16 protein-coding genes are annotated in these 19,190 nt (G+C 67.7%); 13 read left to right on the forward strand and 3 right to left on the reverse strand.

Annotation, left to right across the window (positions count from 1 at the left end; all coding sequences use genetic code 11):
- Positions 1 to 21 precede the first annotated feature (21 nt).
- The 4 genes from rpsO (at position 22) to OHA18_RS31190 (ending at position 5,511) form a co-directional block, all read left to right on the forward strand.
- Complete coding sequence (gene rpsO / locus OHA18_RS31175; RefSeq protein WP_134117693.1) at positions 22 to 294, forward strand: 30S ribosomal protein S15; 273 nt, start codon at positions 22 to 24, stop codon at positions 292 to 294.
- A 274-nt stretch (positions 295 to 568) separates the two neighbouring features.
- A complete protein-coding gene (locus OHA18_RS31180) occupies positions 569 to 2,791 on the forward strand; it encodes a polyribonucleotide nucleotidyltransferase (protein ID WP_328998902.1) in 2,223 nt (740 codons plus the stop codon).
- Entirely contained in the window at positions 2,788 to 4,101 is a 1,314-nt protein-coding gene (locus OHA18_RS31185; RefSeq protein ID WP_328998903.1) for a M16 family metallopeptidase, read from the forward strand. Before OHA18_RS31180 ends, OHA18_RS31185 begins: the two co-directional genes overlap by 4 nt.
- Positions 4,102 to 4,152: 51 nt before the next feature.
- A complete protein-coding gene (locus OHA18_RS31190) occupies positions 4,153 to 5,511 on the forward strand; it encodes an FAD-binding oxidoreductase (protein WP_328998904.1) in 1,359 nt (452 codons plus the stop codon).
- Here OHA18_RS31190 and OHA18_RS31195 read toward each other — a convergent pair.
- Together OHA18_RS31195 and OHA18_RS31200 are read right to left on the reverse strand one after the other, a co-directional pair.
- Positions 5,486 to 6,643: a cytochrome P450 gene (locus tag OHA18_RS31195; RefSeq protein ID WP_328998905.1), complete on the reverse strand. Its 1,158-nt coding sequence runs from the start codon at positions 6,641 to 6,643 to the stop codon at positions 5,486 to 5,488. The two genes, OHA18_RS31190 and OHA18_RS31195, sit on opposite strands and share 26 nt — an antisense overlap.
- The gene (locus OHA18_RS31200) at positions 6,640 to 7,266 is read right to left on the reverse strand and encodes a hypothetical protein (protein WP_328998906.1); all 627 of its coding nucleotides are present in this window, start codon (positions 7,264 to 7,266) and stop codon (positions 6,640 to 6,642) included. The genes OHA18_RS31195 and OHA18_RS31200 overlap by 4 nt, the downstream gene beginning before the upstream one ends.
- Before the next feature lie 79 nt (positions 7,267 to 7,345).
- Here OHA18_RS31200 and OHA18_RS31205 point away from each other — a divergent pair, with 79 nt between their 5' ends.
- Together OHA18_RS31205 and OHA18_RS31210 are read left to right on the forward strand one after the other, a co-directional pair.
- Positions 7,346 to 7,963: a TetR/AcrR family transcriptional regulator gene (locus OHA18_RS31205; protein WP_328998907.1), complete on the forward strand. Its 618-nt coding sequence runs from the start codon at positions 7,346 to 7,348 to the stop codon at positions 7,961 to 7,963.
- Between the two features lie 153 nt (positions 7,964 to 8,116).
- Complete coding sequence (locus tag OHA18_RS31210; protein ID WP_328998908.1) at positions 8,117 to 9,799, forward strand: ABC transporter ATP-binding protein; 1,683 nt, start codon at positions 8,117 to 8,119, stop codon at positions 9,797 to 9,799.
- 217 nt (positions 9,800 to 10,016) lie between these two features.
- Here OHA18_RS31210 and OHA18_RS31215 read toward each other — a convergent pair whose 3' ends face one another.
- Positions 10,017 to 11,228, reverse strand: coding sequence for an HNH endonuclease signature motif containing protein (locus OHA18_RS31215; RefSeq protein ID WP_328998909.1), 1,212 nt, complete (start codon positions 11,226 to 11,228; stop codon positions 10,017 to 10,019).
- An 82-nt stretch (positions 11,229 to 11,310) separates the two neighbouring features.
- On the opposite strand from OHA18_RS31215, the gene OHA18_RS31220 reads away from it, so the two are divergent.
- The 7 genes from OHA18_RS31220 (at position 11,311) to OHA18_RS31250 (ending at position 19,185) form a co-directional block, all read left to right on the forward strand.
- Positions 11,311 to 11,664 carry a hypothetical protein gene (locus tag OHA18_RS31220; protein WP_328998910.1) on the forward strand — a complete coding sequence of 118 codons (354 nt, stop codon included), beginning with the start codon at positions 11,311 to 11,313 and terminating at the stop codon, positions 11,662 to 11,664.
- Positions 11,665 to 11,884: 220 nt separating this feature from the next.
- Positions 11,885 to 13,495 (forward strand): peptide ABC transporter substrate-binding protein, encoded by a 1,611-nt coding sequence (locus OHA18_RS31225; RefSeq protein WP_328998911.1) that lies wholly within the window; start codon positions 11,885 to 11,887, stop codon positions 13,493 to 13,495.
- Positions 13,492 to 14,418, forward strand: coding sequence for an ABC transporter permease (locus OHA18_RS31230; RefSeq protein WP_328998912.1), 927 nt, complete (start codon positions 13,492 to 13,494; stop codon positions 14,416 to 14,418). Before OHA18_RS31225 ends, OHA18_RS31230 begins: the two co-directional genes overlap by 4 nt.
- Entirely contained in the window at positions 14,411 to 15,316 is a 906-nt protein-coding gene (locus tag OHA18_RS31235; RefSeq protein WP_328998913.1) for an ABC transporter permease, read from the forward strand. Before OHA18_RS31230 ends, OHA18_RS31235 begins: the two co-directional genes overlap by 8 nt.
- Positions 15,317 to 15,323: 7 nt before the next feature.
- A complete protein-coding gene (locus OHA18_RS31240; RefSeq protein ID WP_328998914.1) occupies positions 15,324 to 16,322 on the forward strand; it encodes an ABC transporter ATP-binding protein in 999 nt (332 codons plus the stop codon).
- 2 nt (positions 16,323 to 16,324) lie between these two features.
- Positions 16,325 to 17,320: an ABC transporter ATP-binding protein gene (locus tag OHA18_RS31245; protein WP_328998915.1), complete on the forward strand. Its 996-nt coding sequence runs from the start codon at positions 16,325 to 16,327 to the stop codon at positions 17,318 to 17,320.
- A gap of 47 nt (positions 17,321 to 17,367) precedes the next feature.
- Complete coding sequence (locus OHA18_RS31250) at positions 17,368 to 19,185, forward strand: hypothetical protein (protein WP_328998916.1); 1,818 nt, start codon at positions 17,368 to 17,370, stop codon at positions 19,183 to 19,185.
- The last annotated feature ends 5 nt before the right edge of the window (positions 19,186 to 19,190 follow it).

A 19,190-nucleotide genomic window follows, 5' to 3' on the forward strand; every position in this document is an offset into this window, starting at 1 on the left:
ACGGAAATCGAGAGGAAACCTGTGTCATCTGTTGATGCCGCAACGAAGAAGACGATCATGGCGGAGTACGCCCTGACCGAGGGTGACACCGGGTCCCCCGAGGTCCAGGTTGCGCTGCTGACGCACCGCATCGCGCACCTCACCGAGCACCTGAAAGAGCACAAGCACGACCACCACAGCCGTCGTGGCCTGCTGCTGCTCGTCGGCCAGCGCCGCCGGCTGCTGAACTACCTGGCGAAGAAGGACATCAACCGCTACCGGTCCCTGATCGAGCGGCTCGGCCTTCGCCGATGACGTCGCGAGGAGCGGCCCCCGAAACCTGGGTGGCCGCTCCTGGCGTATCCGCGCCCAGGCGCGGGATGTACAACTGAAGAACCGAAACAGGTAAGACGTACGAGGCGACGCGAAGCGCGTGGCGGGAGGACGACCGGTCCTCGGTAGTGGCTTTCGGAAATTCATCACGGTTTCCGCGGGCCTCGATCGAAGACCGGCACCCCGGAAGCTCGCGCCTCGCAGTCGTCACACTGTGAGAGAGGGGTATCCCGTGTCGGGATCCACAAGTGCGCCCATGGAGGGCGCCGAATTCGCTGAAGCTGTGCTGGACAACGGCAGCTTCGGCACCCGCACTATCCGCTTCGAGACGGGCCGTCTGGCCCAGCAGGCCGCGGGCTCCGCGGCTGCCTACCTCGACGGCGACACGATGGTGCTTTCGGCCACCACGGCCAGCAAGAAGCCCAAGGACCAGTTCGACTTCTTCCCGTTGACGGTGGACGTCGAGGAGCGGATGTACGCCGCCGGTCGCATCCCGGGCTCGTTCTTCCGCCGGGAGGGTCGTCCGTCCGAGGAGGCCATCCTGACCTGCCGGCTGATCGACCGCCCGCTGCGGCCGTCGTTCGTGTCCGGCCTGCGTAACGAGATCCAGGTCGTCATCACGGTCCTGGCGCTCAACCCGGATAAGCTGTACGACGTTCTCGCGATCAACGCCGCATCGATGTCCACCCAGATCGCCGGGCTGCCGTTCTCAGGCCCGATCGGGGCCACCCGCGTCGCGCTGATCGGCACGCAGTGGGTCGCGTTCCCGACTCACACCGAGCTCGAGGACGCCGTCTTCGACATGGTGGTCGCCGGTCGTGTCACCGAGTCGGGTGACGTCGCGATCATGATGGTCGAGGCCGAGTCGACCCCGGGCACCTTCGACAAGGTCGCCGGCGGCGCGCAGGCGCCGACCGAGGAGATCGTCGCCGAGGGCCTCGAGGCCTCGAAGGCGTTCATCAAGACCCTGGTCGACGCGCAGTCCGAGCTGGCGGCCAAGGCCGCGAAGCCGACCGGTGAGTTCCCGGTCTTCCCGGACTACCAGGACGACGCGTTCGCCGCGGTCGAGGCTTCGGCGAGCGAGGAGCTCGCCCAGGCGCTGACCATCGCCGGCAAGCACGAGCGTGAGGACGCCACCGACGCGGTCAAGGCCGCCACGGTGGAGAAGCTGTCCGCCGACTTCGAGGGCCGCGAGAAGGAGCTGTCCGCAGCCTTCCGCTCGCTGACCAAGAAGCTGGTCCGGCAGCGCGTGCTCAAGGAGAAGATCCGCATGGACGGCCGCGGGCTGGCCGACATCCGGCCGCTCAAGGCCCAGGTGCGGGTGCTCCCGCGGGTGCACGGTTCGGCGCTGTTCGAGCGCGGCGAGACCCAGATCATGGGTGTCACCACGCTGAACATGCTCCGGATGGAGCAGCAGCTGGACACGCTCTCCCCGGAGACGCGCAAGCGCTACATGCACAACTACAACTTCCCGCCGTACTCGACCGGTGAGACCGGCCGGGTCGGTTCGCCGAAGCGTCGCGAGATCGGTCACGGCGCGCTGGCCGAGCGGGCCCTGGTGCCCGTGCTGCCGTCGCGCGAGGACTTCCCGTACGCGCTGCGTCAGGTCTCCGAGGCGCTCGGCTCGAACGGGTCCACCTCGATGGGCTCGGTCTGCGCCTCCACCCTGTCGCTGCTGTCCGCCGGTGTGCCGCTGAAGGCCCCCGTCGCCGGTATCGCGATGGGTCTGATCTCCGGTGAGGTCGACGGCAAGGAGGAGTTCGTCGCGCTGACCGACATCCTCGGCGCCGAGGACGCGTTCGGCGACATGGACTTCAAGGTCGCCGGTACGAAGGACTTCGTCACCGCCCTGCAGCTGGACACCAAGCTGGACGGCATCCCGGCCAGCGTGCTGGCCGGTGCGCTGACGCAGGCCAAGGACGCGCGGCTGACGATCCTGGACGTGATGGCCAAGGCCATCGACGCGCCGGGTGAGATGAGCGAGTTCGCGCCGCGGGTCATCTCGGTGAAGGTCCCGGTCGACAAGATCGGCGAGGTCATCGGCCCGAAGGGCAAGATGATCAACCAGATCACCGAGGACACCGGCGCCGACATCTCGATCGAGGACGACGGCACCGTCTACATCGGCGCGACCGACGGTCCGTCGGCCGAGGCGGCCCGGGCCGCGATCAACGCGATCGCGAACCCGACCATGCCGGAGAAGGGTGAGCGCTACCTGGGCACGGTCGTGAAGACGACCAACTTCGGTGCGTTCATCAGCCTGCTGCCGGGCAAGGACGGCCTGCTGCACATCAGCAAGCTGCGTCCGCTGGCCGGTGGCAAGCGGGTCGAGGCGGTCGAGGACGTGCTCTCGGTCGGCCAGAAGCTGCAGGTCGAGATCGCCGAGATCGACGACCGCGGCAAGCTCTCGCTGATCCCGGTCATCGAGGGTGAAGAGGGCAAGAAGGACGACGAGAAGGCTGAGTCTTCCGCCGAGTGACCCGAGCGATCACCAGCACACTGCTGAGCCCGGAGGCGGGCGGTCCGGTGAAACGGACCGTCCTGCCCTCCGGGCTTCGTGTGCTCTCCCAATCCGTCCCAGGCTTCCGGTCCGTCACGTTCGGGCTCTGGGTCGGCGTCGGCTCCCGGGACGAACCGGAGCAGCTGGCCGGCGCCACACACTTCCTCGAGCACCTGCTGTTCAAGGGCACCGAGCGCCGCGACGCGCTGGAGATCTCCGCCGCGATCGACGCGGTCGGCGGCGAGATGAACGCGTTCACCGGCAAGGAGTACACCTGCTACTACGCGCGGGTGCTCGACTCCGATCTGCCGCTCGCGGTCGACGTCATCTGCGACATGATCACCTCCGCGACGCTGACCGGCGCGGACGTCGAGAGTGAGCGCGACGTCATCGACGAAGAGATCGCGATGCACGCCGACGAGACGTCGGACCACATCCACGACCTGTTCGCCGAGCAGCTCTGGGGCAAGTCCCCGCTCGGCCGCTCGATCACCGGTACGCCGGAATCGGTCGCCGGGCTGTCCCGCCAGCAGGTCGTGGGCTGGTACCGGCGCCGCTACAAGCCGTCCAACATCGTGGTCTCGGTGGCCGGCAACGTCGACCACGCCGAGGTCGTTCGCCTGGTCCGCAAGGCGTTCGAGCGTCATTGGGTCACCGCCGAGGCCGAGCCGGTCGCGGTACGGCGCGATGCCGGCAAGCGGATCCCGACGTACAGCGGTGTGCAGGTCCATCACCGCGACGTCGAGCAGGCGCATCTGGTGCTCGGGATGCCCGGCCTGGTCCGGAGCGACGAGCGCCGGTACATCGCCGGCGTACTGCACGGGATCGTCGGCGGCGGGATGTCGTCGCGGCTGTTCCAGGAAGTGCGGGAGAAGCGCGGCCTGGCGTACTCGGTGTTCACGTTCGGTTCGGCGTACGCCGACTCCGGCATGGTCGGCGTGTACGCCGGCTGCCTGCCGAAGAAGGCCCCCGAGGTCCTGGACGTGATCCGCGGCGAGCTCGAGTCGATTGCCAATGGCAACATCACGCCGGACGAACTGCTCCGCGGCAAGGGCCAGATGCGCGGCTCGGTCGTGATGGGGCTGGAAGACACCGGCGCCAAGATGACCCGCATCGCCAAGGCCGAGCTCGTCTACGGCGAGCTGCCCACGGTCGACGACATTCTGCACCGCATCGACTCCGTCACCCTCGACGAGGTCACCCAGCTGGCGGCCGACCTCTACGCCGGCACGCCCGCCCTCACCGTGATGGGCCCCTTCGACGAGGACACCACCGCCTTCACCCTGTAGCGCCCTGGTGGCAGACTGGCAGATGGCCTGGGGGAGGCTTGGGGGCAGGTCATGGGCACGGTCGAGGACTTTCGTGGCGAGCTGATTCAGCCGGGCGATCCGTCGTACGACGAGCATCGCAAGGTCTGGAACGGGTCGATCGATCGTCGCCCCGGCGTGATCGCACGCTGTACCGGTGTCGCCGACATCCGCGCGGCGCTCGCGTACGCCCGTCGCACCGGCGGACCGGTTGCTGTGAGGGGCGGTGGGCACAGTTTCCCGGGGCATTCGACGTGTGACGGCGGGATCGTGCTGGATCTCGGGCTGCTCAAGGGGATTCGCGTCGACCCGGTACGGCGAACCGCCCGCGCGCAGGCCGGCGTACTGCTCGGGGAGCTCGACCGGGAGACGCAGGAGTTCGGGCTGGCGACCTCGGCCGGGATCGTCACGCACACCGGGCTGGCCGGGCTGACGCTCGGTGGCGGGATCGGCTGGCTGATGCGCAAGTACGGCCTGACGATCGACAACCTGCTGTCGGTCGACGTGGTCACCGCCGAGGGCGAGCTGCTGACCGCTGATGCGGAGCGCAACGCGGAGCTGTTCTGGGGCATTCGCGGCGGTGGCGGGAACTTCGGCATCGTCACCGACTTCGAGTTCCAGCTGCATCCGGTCGGCCCGACCGTGTACGCCGGTCTCATCGCCTGGCCGATGGAGCAATCGCCTGAGGTGATGCGCTTCTACCGCGACTGGATCAAGGACGTACCGGACGAGTTGACCACTGCGGTCGTTCACCGGTGTTTGCCTTCGCTGCCGACGATCCCGTCCGAGCTGCACGCCCGGCCGGCGGTGGTCGTGGTGGTGAGCTACTCGGGTGCCGTCGAGGACGGTGAACGCGTGGTCGCGCCGTTGAAGGCGTTCGCGCCGCCGATGGTCGATCTGTGCACCGCGCGGCCGTTCCTGAGCCTGCAGTCGATGCTCGACCCGACGTTCCCGCACGGCCGCTGGTACTACACCCGCGCCTGCGACGTCGACGAGTTGACCGACGAGGTCGTCGACATCGCGGTCGAACGTGGGCTGGCGATCGATTCGCCGTACTCGCTGTTCCCGATCTTCCATCTCGGCGGCGCGATCGCACGCGTGAGCCCGGACAGCACGGCGTACGGCGGCCGCTCGCACGGGCACGCGTTCAACTTCGTTGGTGCCACCCTCGGTCCGGACGGGTTCGAGGCGCAGCGGGACTGGGTCCGGGAGTCCTCACGGGCGCTGGAACCCCACCAGGCCGGCGTTTATGTCAACTTCCTCACCGACGAGGGCAGCGATCGGATCCGGTCCGCGTACGGCGCGACGACGTACGACCGGCTGCAGGCGCTCAAGCAGAAGTACGACCCGGGGAACCTGTTCCATCTCAATCAGAACATCCCGCCGCACTGAGCCGGACCGGCAGCGTCTGGTAGCCGCGGAGGACGAGCCGGTCGCGGCGGGCGGCTCGTCCGGCGGGTGACATCGAGGGGAAGCGCTCGACCAGGCGAGCGAACGCGACCGTGCCTTCCAGCCGGGCCAGGCTGTTGCCCAGGCAGATGTGCGCACCGGCGCCGAAGCTGAGCGGCTTGTTGTCGGTCCGCTCCGGATCGAACTCGTCGGGCTGCGGGAAACGCGCCGGATCACGGTTCGCCGCTCCGAGCAGCAGGATCAGGTCACTGCCGGCGGGCATCGGGACGCCGCCTGCCGAGAGCCCGTCCGTGTGCGCAACCCGGGTTGTCAACTGCACGGGGGAGTCGTACCGCAGGACCTCCTCGACAAAGGCCGCGGGGTCGCTGCTCACGGTCGACGTGAGTTGTGGCCGGTCGAGCAGGATCGCCAGGCCGTTGCCGAGCAGGTCCGTGGTGGTCTCGAAGCCGGCGACCAGGAGCAGGATGAGGTTGCCGAGGAGTTCCTCGTCGGACAGTCGCCCGTCGCCGGCATCGCGTGCAGCGACGAGTGCTCTGACCAGGCCGTCAGCGGCAGGGTTGCGGATGAGGTGGGCGAAGTACTCGCCGAGCTCACGCGCAGCCGCGTCCGCGGAGGCGTCCGGGGTATCGGTGAGTTCGAGCGCCGCCGTCAGGTCGGATGCGAGCGGGCGGAAGCGATCCCGCTCGGATGCCGGTACGCCGAGAAGCTCGCAGATGACCGTCACCGGTAGCTGGAAGGCGAACCGGTCCATGAAGTCGACCTCCGCCGGAAGATCGTCGAGCAGGTTGTCGACTGCGGCTTCGATGGCGGGCTGCAGCGCGGCGACGCGGCGGGGCGTGAAGACCTGCGAGATCAGCGACCGCATCCGCCCGTGGTCCGGCGGGTTGGCGCGAAGGATCGATCGCTGCATCAGCTCCAGAGACGGTTGGCTGGAGGGATCGGCCGGGATCCGGAAGCCCGGGTTCCGCAGTACTTCGTTGACAGCCGCGTAGCCGACGACCAGGAAGGCGGTGTCGGTGATCGGCAGCACCGGGCCGAGACGATGCGCCTCGGCGTACAGCGGGAACGGGTCGGCGCGACCTTCGGGCGACAGAAGCGATTCGATGAGGTTCACGCGCGCCGCCCGAGCAGGACGTACCCGACGGCGTACAGGGTCGCGCCGGCGACTTCGAAGATCTGGATCAGGCCGAACTTCGGACCCGAGGTGAAGATGAACAGGCCGCCGATCGTGTAGGCGAGCGCGCCGACGCCGAGCAGTACGCCGGTCAGCCGTTGCCGCAGCGTCCACCCGAGCCAGAGATAACTCAGCGGGAAGATCAGCAACGCCGGGAACACGATCAGTGCGGCAGGGGTGTCGAGGTCCGCGGGTTCGTGCACCATGCTCGGCGCGTACTCGGCCCGCACCGGGTTGTGCGAGCCGTCGAAGATGATCAGCGCGAACCAGAGCAGGGTGCCGACCAATGCGGCGTACCAGGCTCCGAGGTGGCGGCGCCGGGTGATTTGGTTGCCTAGCGCAATCATGCTGGCCAGACAGACGATCTGCAGCGCCAAGCCGGCCGCCTGGATGTCGTGCGTGAGCCCGTAGCGCTCGCCCACGTTCGCGATGCTCCAGCCGTCCCGGGCCGGGTGCAGCAGCGTCCCGAGCCAGAACACCGGCCCGCCGATGAACGCGGTCAGTCGCGCGGTGGTGCGCAGTTGCCGGCGCAGGCCGGTCGGCGCCGGAAGAGTCTCGGTCATCAGGGACCCGGCTTTCACTAGAGTGTGCCTCTAGCGAATCACTAGAGTCTCGCTCTAGTCAACTGGTAGTCTGACAGTCATGAGCGTGAGAGCGGAGAAAGCGCAGGCCAACCGGCAGCGGATGCGGACGGCCGCGCAGACCCTGTTCGCCGGCCGGGGGTACTCCGCGACGTCGATGCAGGCGATCGCCGACGAGGCCGGGATGGCAGTGCAGACCCTCTACTTCACGTTCGGCACCAAGCGTGCGCTGCTCGGCGAGTTGCTCGACGTCGCGGTCGCCGGTGATGACGAGCCGGTGCCGACGCTGGAGCGCCCGCGCGTGCTGGCGGCCATCGACAATCCTGATCCGGTGGCGCAGTTGCAGGAGCTGGCGGGGATCGCCCGGGAGATCTACGAGCGGGTTGCGCCGGTTCTCCAGGTCGTGGCGCACGCTGCGCCGGGAGACCCTGAGATCCACGAGTTGTGGATGACGAACAACGCCCAGCGCGCCGTCGCGATGGAGCGGTTCATCACTGCCCTCGCCGGCAAGACGCCCTTGCGCGACGGGCTCGACACCGCGATGGCGATCGACATTGCGCTCGCTCTGCAGAGCCCGGAGATGTACCAGTTCTTCACCACCCGCCGAGGCTGGTCACCGTCCCGCTGGGAACAGTGGACAGCCGACGCCCTCGTGACACAGCTCCTCCCGCCCCGGTAGGTTGGGGCCGTAAACGTCACCACGTGATCTGCCACTGGATCCCATCTGAACGGGCGGGGCCCGATTCAGGGATGACACGCATTTGACGGCCGGTGCGAGCGGCGCTGGATCACCAGCGCGGCTCCGGCCTGCTCTGCGTGAAAGAGGATCCTTGTGCTGGATGCGCTTCGTACTGCCCGCGATTCGTTGCTCGATGCCGTCCGGGTTGCCCCGGGGTGGTTGACGACGTACTCGATGTTGCAACTGGTTCTGGCGGTTCTGCCGGGTGCACAAGTCGTGCTGATCCGCTCGCTGGTCGATGGCGGCGGCACCTGGGGACCGTTGCTGGGACTGACCTTCGTCGTCGGCGCGATGTATCCGCTCACGCAGGTGTCGAACATCGCCGGTCAGCGGATGATGTTGCGGCTGCGGCTCGACTATCGCGTCGAGCTTGCCCGCGCTGCGGCGCGGTTGAGTCCGAGCCGACTCGCCGATCCTGAGGTGGTCAGGGACCTGGAGGCCGGGCAGGCGGCGACGCATCCGATGAGCGACGTCGCCGGTAAGCCGGTGCAGGTCCTGAGCGCGGCGGTCACGTCGGTCCTGTTGTGCATCGCGATCGCGTCGATCAACCTGCTGTCCGGGATCCTCGTGCTCGCCGCGCTGGTGCCGACGGTGCTCGCGTTCACGCTGATCTCCCGGATGGAGGCGAAGGGGTGGCCGCGCGTCGCCGAGTGCGATCGCGCGGCGGCGTACGCGACCGAACAGCTGATCCAGCAGCGTTCAGGCACCGAGCTGGCTGTTCTCGGATCCGGGTGGAAGGTTGCCGACCTGATCGCCGGCAGCCGGACGCAGGCGACCCATGTCCTCGACCAGATGATCTGGACGGCGATGAACTTCGAGCTGGCCGCTGCTCTGGTCACCGTCATGCTGTTCGGGGGAGCCCTGATCGCCCTCGTGGCCGGTGGTGCGAACGGTGGAGCGGCCGCCGCCGCAGTCGCCGGCACGATCACCGGTCTCAATGCGATCCGCCAATGCGGGTACGCCTTCGGAAGCATCGTCACCGCGGCCCCGCAAGCCTTGATTTACAGGCGATTCGTCCGGAGCGTGCCGGCTGCCGCGCCGCAAACCGTCGTACCGCACGTCGAGTCGGTTGCGCTCGATGAGGTGGACTTCGGGTACGGCGATCAACCCGTACTGCGCGACGTGTGCATCGAGGCCCGCCGGGGCGAGCTCGTCGCGTTGGTCGGCGTCAACGGCGCGGGGAAATCGACCGCGATCAACCTGCTCGTCGGGAGCCTGAGCCCGGACTCCGGGCGGGTGCTGATCGACGGCAAGGACGCCGCGCACCTGACCGAGGCCGAGCGGCTCGGGTACTTCGGTCTGCTGGTCCAGGAGTTCGGCCGCTTCGAGTTCACGCTGCGCGATGCCGTTGGTCTCGGCTCGCCAGGGGTTGCTGCGGACGAGGACGTTCGTACCGCGCTCGCGGACACGTTCGCCGCGGATCTGTCGCTCGACACCCAACTGGGTCAGCAGTGGGGCGGCACCGGCATCTCCGGTGGCCAGTGGCAACGACTCGCGCTGGCCCGGATCCGGCTCCGCAACGCCGGCGTCTGGATCCTCGACGAACCCACCTCAGCAATCGACGCCGAGGCCGAACGCGAGATCTTCGCCGACCTGCGCCGTACCAGCGCCGACCGCGTCACCATCGTCGTCTCCCACCGAGCCTGGACGCTCCGCGAAATGGACCGCATCTACGTCATCGACGACGGCGCTGTCGTCCAGCAAGGCACATACGCAGCCCTGATGTCCCACCCAACCGGCCGCTTTGCCCGCCTCTTCGCAGCCCAACGGGAGTGAACACACCGGCTGACATCTGACTGATTCCCGAAGGAAATCGAGTGTCAGCTCATCCCATCAGGCGTCGCGAATTCCTGCGATTCGCCCGCCCGGTTGCGGTCAGGGCGTGGGTTGCCGGTGGTCGGGGTGACTCGGGCGGCTGGTTGGCTCGCGCGGCTGGTTGGTTTGCGTAGGTGCTCGGCGGGCGGATCGGTTGGGAAGCGATCAGTCCGGCGGGTCAGGCGGTGTTGCGGAGGGGTGGTGGGTCTGGGTCGGACCAAGTAGGGCGCGTGACGACGGGGCGGCCGTTGGTGATGTGGAGGGTGAGGTGGCCCTGGTGGACGTTGATGTGGTCGCGCTTGCAGAGCAGTGCGAGATTGTCCAGTGAGGTCTGGCCTCCGTCGGCCCAGTGGATGACGTGGTGAGCCTCACACATCGCGGGAGGTGCTCCGCACATGACGCAGCCCCTGTCGCGGGCGTTGAGGGCTTGGCGGATCGCGCGGGTGACGAAGCGGTGCTCAGAGCCGATGTCGAGTGGCTCGGAGTTCGAGCCGAGCACCAGCGGGATGACGCCGGCATCGCAGGCAAGGCGTCGTACGGCGGAAGCGGGGAGGAAGTCGCCGTGGGTCAGGTTGCCGGCGCCTGTGCCGTTCTTGAGATCCTCGAGGTCGATCGTGACGGTGACGTGCGGCTTGATGTCGCCGTGGCCAGGCACTGCGGATCCGGTGCCTGCTGCCGCCGCCAGGACAGCGGTGAGCGCGTCGGCCTGGCGCTTGGTTCGGGCACGCGGGTCACGCCGGCCGTCCGCGGACTCGTGCGGTTTCGCGCCGGCGAAGATCAAGGTCTGGAGGAGTTCGGCGTTCTCGTCGGCGAGGTAGCCGCCGAAGGTGACGCCCCGATCGGCCTTCTTCAGCCACAAGGCCTCCGGCGACGACACGTCGTCGTCGGAAGGCTCGGACCCGTCCGTATCGAGCCGATTGCGGATCTCGGTCCCGAGCTTGCGCAGATCGCTTGGAGGCAACGCATCGGCTGCCTGCACCATCGCTTTTTCTGCGACCTGCAGATCCTCGACCGGAACCTTCGCCGAAGCGGGCACCTTCTCCAGTGCGGAGACGATCGCTGCTGCCTGTCCCGGGCTCAACAAGGCCTGCGAACCGGCCGCGGACTGTCCAGTGCCAAGTGCAGCCTCGACAACCGGGTACTTGTGCAGGGCATTCGCCAGCCGAAGATCTCGTCGTACGTCGGCAGAGTCCAAGCGGTAGCGAACCGACAGCAGCCGCACTGTGTCGTTTGCCCCAAGCTCCTTGGCGTATCCGTTCGCATCGAGAGCCGCGGCGAGGTGGAGACTGCGGACCTGGAGGCGGTTGATCTCGGCCTGCGCCGCATCGAGAGCGGTCAGCATTTCGCTGCTGCTCATCGACCAGATCGGTCGCTCGTCCAGGCGCTCCATGCCGACAACTCTAGCCACGCCCAAGGACAGTATTCGAACCGAAAAGGCCTTATCTGCAATGGATCTGGCTTATCCACAGCAGATGAATCTCACACCCGGCGATCAGGCAGATCTTGATATACCGCAGGACGGTCGTCAGCAACCCACAGCGGAACGCGAGCGGCGGCCCGATCCCAAGCGCGATGCCACCAAGACCGGCGGCGACAGCGAAATGGCCGGTCTGCGGTTGGTGACGGATGTCACCGGGTACGACGAGGACGCGGTACTGCGGACTCTCGTTGAGCGCGGTGTGGTGACGTTCGGCATGGCCTACTTCGGCGGTGGACCGCCGCCTGCATTGGTGGGCGTCGACACAGCGTGCATGGGAGCGAACACTCAGTGCACTCGTTGGCGGCTTCCGGAGTGCGCAGCTGTGAGCACTCGACGGCTTTGCTGAGATCTGACCTGTCATCTGATGACTCTGACGGACTGATCTGATTAAGTGAGTGCTCGCTCCGCAAGTGCAGGCTGGTCATCTGAGGTCTTGGCAAAGTAACGCCTGCGTTACGCGCCGCCACTTTGTGCCTGACAACGTTGACATGCGCAGTTATGACCAGCCACGATGACGCTTGATCCGCCCGCCTAGCGGCCCTCCCGCCGAGGAAGTTGGTTTGACCGTGCGACGTCTGACTGGGGTTATTGGGGCGGCACTCGGCTTAGCGCTGGTGCTCGCCTCGTGTGGAGACGGCAAGAGCAGCAGCGGTGGCAGCGGCTCCGGCAGCAAGAGCGAAGTGATCGCGATCGCCGCCGACCCGCTCGAGTACATCAACCCGCTGAACGAGAACGGCAGCCCGGGGATCCAGATCGCGATGGCGATGTTCGCGCCGCTGGTGACCACGGACCCGAACACCGGCAAGCTGCAGAACGTGATGGCCGACTCGGTCACGCCGGACAAGACCAGCCAGACCTGGACGATCAAGCTGAAGCCCGGCAACACCTTCCAGAACGGCCAGGCGGTCACCGCCAAGGACTACGTCGACAGCTGGAACATGACCGCCGAGGGCTCGAACGCCTGGAAGAACAACGGGTTCTTCTCCAAGGTCGACGGGTACGAGGCGCTGAACCCGCCGACCGCGGACGGCGCCACGCCGAAGCCGACCGCGGTGAAGACGCTGAGCGGCCTCAAGCAGGTCGACAACCTGACGTTCACCGTGAAGCTGAAGGTGCCGTTCTCGCAGTTCGGCCTGACCCTGCAGTACCTCGGCCTGGCCCCGCTGCCGGAGGAGGTCCGGAAGAACCCGGACGCCTACAAGCGCAAGCCGATCGGCAACGGCCCGTACAAGCTCGCCGCCGACTGGAACGCCGGTGACGACATCAAGCTGGCCAAGTGGGACGGGTACAAGGCTTCCGCCGCGCCCGAGGCCGACTCGATCACGTACCGGTTCATCCCGAACGCGGACACGGCGTACAACGAGTTCCTGGCCGGCAACGTGGACTTCACCGACGTGCCGTCGACCAAGGTGAAGAGCTTCAAGACCGACGCGCCCGACCAGTGGGTCACCAGCGTGAGCTCCGGCGCGAACTACCTGGTGTTCCCGGCCTGGGACGCGCGGTACAAGAACCCGAAGCTGCGGCACGCGTTCTCGGAGGCGATCGACCGGAAGGCCTTCGCCGACCTCGTCGGTCTGTCCGACCCGGCCAAGGGCCTGATCGCGCCGGACATCAACGGCTACCGCGCCGACGCCTGCAAGTACTGCGACTTCGACGCGAGCAAGGCGAAGGCGGATCTGCAGGCGGCCGGCGGCTTCTCCGGGGTCGTCAACATCAGCTACAGCACGACGTCCGCGACCGGGCAGATCTTCGCCGAGGCGATCGGCAACATGCTCCGGCAGAACCTCGGCCTGCAGGTGAAGTACACCGGCAAGCAGGGTTCGGAGATCACCGAGCTGGCCGACAGCCGCAAGCTGGACGGTCTGCGGTTCGGCGGCTGGGGTCACGACTACCCGTCGATCGAGGACTACCTGACGCCGATGTTCAAGTCCAACGGTGACGCGAACTTCGCCGGCTATAGCAACCCGGCGCTGGACGCCGTGCTGGCCAAGGGCGACGCCGAGCCGGACCAGGACAAGGCGATCAAGCTCTACCAGCAGGCCGAGGACATCGCGCTCGAGGACATGCCGCTGATCCCGCTGTACACCAAGTCGAACGCGTACCTGCACTCGGCGAAGATCGATCCGCGGGTGTCGAAGTACGTCGGTGTCTCGGCGCTCTGGGCCACTTTCAAGTGATCCGGTTCGTCCTTCGCCGCGTGCTCGCGGCGATTCCGATCGGGTTGGTCGTCACGCTGGGGGTCTACGCGCTCGTCTTCGCGATGCCCGGAGACCCCCTGCGGGAACTGGCCGGCGACAAGCCGATCCCGGCGGCCGTGCTGGCGGCCAAACGGGCCCAGTTCCACCTCGACGATCCCTTCATCGTCCAGTACCTGCTGAGCATGAAGGACATCCTCACCGGCCACTTCGGTACGACGTTCTCCGGCGGCGACATCGCCGACCAGCTCCGGCTCCGGATTCCGGTCACGCTGAAGCTGACGCTGCTGGCGAACGCGTTCCAGTGGACGCTGGGCCTGTTCTTCGGCATCTACGCCGGGTTCAAGCGCAACGGCTGGGTCGACCGGTCGCTGCTGCTGACAACGCTCGTGCTGCTCGCGGTCCCCGGACTGGTGGCGTACTTCGCCGCGCAGTACCTGTTCGGGGTCGAGCTGAAGTGGTTCCCGGTGTCGGGTGTGCTCGAAGGGTTCCCGCGGTCGTACCTGCTGCCGGCGCTGGTGATCGGCGTCCTCGGTTTCGCCGGGCTGGCCCGGCTGCTGCGGACGTCGATCGTGGAGACGGTCAACGCCGACTACGTGAAGACCGCGCGGGCCAAGGGACTGGGGGAGCAGCGGGTGCTGTGGCGGCACATCCTGCCGAACGCGCTGCTGCCGGTGATCACGTTCATCGGCCTCGACCTGGCCGGGATGTTCGGCGGCGCCATCATCACCGAGAGCATCTTCAACCTGCCCGGGCTCGGCCAGTTCATGTTCCAGGCGATCAAGCTGAAGGAGGGCGGGGTCGTGGTGCTGCTGTCGACGCTGGCCTTCATCTCGTTCATCGTGATCAACCTGCTGGTCGACGTGCTGTACGGCGTCCTGGATCCGAGGGTGCGCAATGTCTGACGTCCAACAGATCACCGCTGCCGTCGGCGCCGAGACGCAGGAGCTCGGCGACGGCCGCGCACTGTCCAACCGCGAGCTGCTGCGGGCGCTGCTGCGCAAACCGCAGTTCGTGCTGTGCAGTCTGCTGCTGCTCGCGTTCTTCACGATGGCGGCCGTGCCGAGGCTGTTCACCTCCGCCGACCCGCGGTTCTGCGAGCTGGCCAAGAGCCGGCAGGGCCGCGGCCCGGGGCATCCGTTCGGCTTCGACATCCAGGGCTGCGACTACTTCGCCAACGTGATCTACGGCGCGCGTCCGTCGGTGCTGGTCAGCATCTGCGCGAGCTTCGGCGTCTTCGTCCTGGCCGGTTCGCTCGGCCTGCTGGCCGGGTATTTCCCGGGCTTCGTCGACGGGCTGATCTCGCGGACGGCCGACGTGCTGTTCTCGATCCCTGGCATCGTGGTGCTGATCGTGATCCTGAACTCGGTCCAGAACCGGAGCATCTGGATCATCGTCGGCGTCATCTTCCTGATCGGCTGGCCGGGCGGGATGCGGCTGATGCGGGCGACGGTGTTCTCGGTCCGCAACCGCGAGTACGTGCTGGCGGCGCGATCGATCGGCGTACCGCCGGTCCGGATCCTGCGCAAACACGTGTTCCCGAACGCGATGGCGCCGTTGCTGGCGATGACCACGCTCGGCATCGGCGGCATGGTCGGCCTGGAGGCGGCGCTGACCTTCCTCGGCGTCGGTCTCCAGCCGCCGTCGATCTCCTGGGGATCGCAGTTCGGCGTGGCCGCGTCGTACCGCGACACCCCGCACCTGTTCATCTGGCCGGCGTTGTTCATCTCCACGATGACGATCTCGTTCATGATCATCGGCGACTCGATCCGGGACGCACTTGACCCGAAGTTACTGAGGTAAGCACCAGATGACTATTGGCGAAGTACTGCTCAAAGTCGAAGACCTGACGGTCGAGTTCGACACTCCGCGGGGTCCGGTGCGGGCCGTGGACAGCGTGTCGTGGCAGGTGCGGGCCGGGGAGACGCTGGCGATCCTCGGCGAGTCCGGGTCGGGCAAGAGCGTGTCGACCCAGGCCCTGACCGGGATCCTGGAGATGCCGCCGGGCCGGATCGTGTCCGGTACGGCGGAGTACCGCGGCGCCGACCTGATCCAGATGACGACCAGGGAACGGCGGCGGATCGTCGGGGACCGGATCACGATGGTGTTCCAGGACTCGCTGTCCGCACTGAACCCGGTCCAGTCGGTCGGCACCCAGATCGCCGAGTGCTTCCGGGTGCACCGCGGGATGTCGAAGAAGGACGCGATGAAGCGGGCCGCCGAGATGCTCGACCAGGTCCGGATCCCGGCCGCGGCGAACCGGGTCCGCGACTACCCGCACGAGTTCTCCGGCGGTATGCGTCAGCGGGTGATGCTCGCGATGGCGCTCGCCCTCGATCCCGACGTACTGATCGCCGACGAGCCGACCACGGCTCTCGACGTCACCGTGCAGGCGCAGATCCTCGAGCTGATCGCGGAGCTGCAGGCCGAGCGGCAGATGGGCGTCGTACTGATCACCCACGACCTCGGGGTGGTCTCGGACGTCGCCGACAACGTCGTGGTGATGTACGCCGGGCATGTCGTCGAGCGCGCCGCGACGGCCGAGGCGCTGGAGCATCCCGCTCACCCTTACACCGAAGGGCTGCTGCTCTCGATGCCGTCGGCGGACCTGAAGGGACAGGAGCTGCCGACGATCCCCGGTACGCCGCCGTCGCTGCGGGCGATCCCGTCCGGCTGCGCGTTCCGGCCCCGGTGCCCGATCGCGATCGACGACTGCGCGGGCGAGGTACCGCCGTTGCTGACGGTCGCCCCCGGACGTGATGCCGCCTGCATCCGCCGTACGACGCTCCAGGCGAAGGAGGCGGTCTGACCATGACCGACGAGTTGCTGATGGCAACCAATGTGGTGAAGCACTACGACATCAGCCCGGCGCTGAACTTCGGCGCCAAGACCCTGGTCCGCGCCGTCGACGGCGTCGATCTGACGCTCCGCAAGGGCGAGTCGCTCGGCATCGTCGGCGAGTCCGGCTGCGGGAAGTCCACGCTGGTCCGGCTGCTCGCCGCCCTGGAGAAGCCGACCGCGGGGCAGATCGAGTACAACGGTGTGGACGTCAGCAAGCTGAAGGGCCGCGAGCTGCGGCGCTGGCGGCGCAATGTCCAGGTCGTGTTCCAGGACCCCTACTCGAGCCTGAATCCGCGGATGCGGGTCGGTGAGATCCTCGCCGAGCCGTTCGAGGTGCACCCTGACGTCGGCAAGGGCATCGACATCCGGACCCGGGTCCGCGAGCTGCTCGAGCTGGTCGGTCTGCGTCCCGAGGACGAGACGAAGTTCCCGCACCAGTTCTCCGGCGGTCAGCGGCAGCGGATCGGGATCGCGCGCGCGATCGCGCTCAACCCCGACGTACTGCTCTGCGACGAGCCGGTGTCGGCGCTCGACCTGTCGGTCCAGGCGCAGGTGGTGAACCTGCTGATGCGGCTGCAGCGTGAGCTTGGTCTCAGCATCATCTTCGTCGCCCACGACCTGTCCGTGGTCCGGCACGTCTCCGACCGGGTCGCGGTGATGTACCTCGGCAAGGTCGCCGAGCTGGGCGAGCACCAGCAGGTGTACGACGGACCCGCGCACCCGTACACGCAGGCGCTGCTGTCGGCGGAGCCCGGTCTGGCCCGCCAGGGCCGGGAGCGGATCGTGCTCGCGGGCGACCCGCCGTCGCCGGTGATGCCGCCGTCCGGCTGCCGGTTCCACACCCGCTGTCTGCGGGCCGAGGCCAGGTGCAGCATCGACGTACCGGAGCTGCGGGAGATCGCGTCCGGCCAGACTGTCGCGTGCCATTTCGCGGAGGTCGCGCAGGTCGCCTACTCGCCGGCCTGAGTGGTACCTGGCAGATAGCTGTGGAGTGATGGCCTAGGGTGGCGGCCGTGGGTGTTTCCTCGGCGCGCAAGCGAATGGTGCTGCTCGTCGGGGTGATCGTGGTGGCCGGCGGGCTGGCGGCGTGGTGGATCCTGACCGCGGGCCGGGCGGCCAACGAGGGCTTCGACATCACCGACGAGGGCTACTACCTGCTGTCGTACCGGTGGTGGGACAGCAATCCGCTCGCGTTGACCGGTGTGCAGTATCTGTACGGGCCGATCTTCGAGTGGTTCGGGTACAACATCGACCGGCTGCGGTTGTTCCGCCTGTTCACCGTGGTCGTCGTCCATCTCCTCTTCGGGTACAGCTTCATGCGCTGGTTGCGGGGGCGGCGGCCGGGGATGCCGGCGACGAAGTTGTGGGAGCTGGCCGGGATCGCGGTCATCCTGGCCGCCGGCGGGATGTGTTACGCCTGGCTGCCGCAGTCGCCCGGCTACAACGATGTCGTGCTGCTCGGCGCGCTGACCTTGGTGTCCTGCGTGCTGTGGATGGCGACAGCGGTCGATCGCGGCGATCCGGTGCTGTTCTGGTTGCCGCTCGCAGCCGGCCTGGTGATCGGCGTGATGGTGCTGGCGAAATGGACCTCGGTCGTGGTGATCGGGCTGATCGTGGTCGCCGCGGTGGTCGTGCTGGCCGGCCAGAGCCGGCGGGCCGTTGCCCGCGGCATCCTTTTCGCCCTGGGCGGGCTGGCAGCGGTCGCGCTCGTCGTACAGCTGTTCGTGGTCCACCTCAACGTCGCGATCCCGGGCATCCTGACCGTCAACAAGTTCATCGCCGGTACGTCGTACTCGCCGTCCGAGCTGCTCCAGTTCTACTGGACCAGCGGCATCGAACTGCTCGGCCGGACCCTGCGTGCCCACGGCCTCCTGCTGATCGCGACCGCACTCGCGGTGATCGCCCGGTGGCGCTGGCTCCGGATCGCCGCTGCCGTGCTCGCGCTGCTCGCCTTGATCCTCTCGGTACGACAGGTTGTCGTCGACGACGGCGCCCTCGGCGGATCGCAGCACACCCCGACGTACGCCGTGACGCTGCTCGCCGCCGTACTGGTCGCGGTGGTGGCCGCGGCCGGTGCGGTCATCGCGCACCGGTTCGGGGTGACCGAGTGTTCGCGGCTGAGCCGGGAGAACACCCGCAACTGGGTGATCCTCGGGGTGCTCGTGCTGCTGCCGCTGGTGCAGGCGTTCGGGACGAACACGCCGCTCTACACGATCGGGTTCAACGCCTTCGCCGCCTGGGCCGCGGTCATGATCGCGGTGCTGACCGGGATCTGGGCCACCCCGATCGTGGCGCGGGTGACGCTCGGGCTCGTCCTGGTGGGATCGCTGGTCGCGACCGCGACGATCGCCTATACGGGGTTGTTCCGGTATCCGTACCGTTCGGTCGGGCACTCCCAGCTGACCGCGTCGTCGAAGCTCCCCGCGCTGCAGGGGCTGTACCTGTCGCCGGCCGCCGAGGAGAACTACCTCAAGCTGGCCGCAGACCTCCGCCCGTACACCGAGCCGGGCGGGCGGCCGATGCTGGCGTTCGACAAGATGGCCGGCCTGGTGCTGATCCTCGGCGGCAGGCCGCTCGGCGAGGCGTGGGTCGCGCCGGCCGAGCGCGCCCGGACCGCGGCCGGGATCGAGGAGGTCTGCCGCAAGAGCCACCCGGACCGGCCACCGCTGATCATCCTGAACCGATCGATCTCGGACGATGAGATCACCGCGCTGCAGGCCTGCGGGCTGGATTTCCGGGTCGACTACGCGCAACTCGCCCCGGCCCAGCAGACGATCGGCCTACAGGTCTGGGTGCCGAAGGCCGAGCGGGCCGCCCGAACACCAGGATGAGATCC

The organism is Kribbella sp. NBC_00709 (assembly GCF_036226565.1).
GTDB lineage: Bacteria > Actinomycetota > Actinomycetes > Propionibacteriales > Kribbellaceae > Kribbella.

What these genes read in the sequence shown, in the direction of transcription:
- OHA18_RS31180 (WP_328998902.1), top strand. Translation starts at nt 569, where the DNA reads ATGGAGGGCGCCGAATTCGCTGAAGCTGTGCTGGACAACGGCAGCTTC.
- OHA18_RS31190 (WP_328998904.1), top strand. Translation starts at nt 4,153, where the DNA reads ATGGGCACGGTCGAGGACTTTCGTGGCGAGCTGATTCAGCCGGGCGAT.
- OHA18_RS31200 (WP_328998906.1), bottom strand. Translation starts at nt 7,266, where the DNA reads ATGACCGAGACTCTTCCGGCGCCGACCGGCCTGCGCCGGCAACTGCGC.
- OHA18_RS31205 (WP_328998907.1), top strand. Translation starts at nt 7,346, where the DNA reads ATGAGCGTGAGAGCGGAGAAAGCGCAGGCCAACCGGCAGCGGATGCGG.
- OHA18_RS31215 (WP_328998909.1), bottom strand. Translation starts at nt 11,228, where the DNA reads ATGGAGCGCCTGGACGAGCGACCGATCTGGTCGATGAGCAGCAGCGAA.
- OHA18_RS31220 (WP_328998910.1), top strand. Translation starts at nt 11,311, where the DNA reads ATGAATCTCACACCCGGCGATCAGGCAGATCTTGATATACCGCAGGAC.
- OHA18_RS31235 (WP_328998913.1), top strand. Translation starts at nt 14,411, where the DNA reads ATGTCTGACGTCCAACAGATCACCGCTGCCGTCGGCGCCGAGACGCAG.
- OHA18_RS31240 (WP_328998914.1), top strand. Translation starts at nt 15,324, where the DNA reads ATGACTATTGGCGAAGTACTGCTCAAAGTCGAAGACCTGACGGTCGAG.
- OHA18_RS31245 (WP_328998915.1), top strand. Translation starts at nt 16,325, where the DNA reads ATGACCGACGAGTTGCTGATGGCAACCAATGTGGTGAAGCACTACGAC.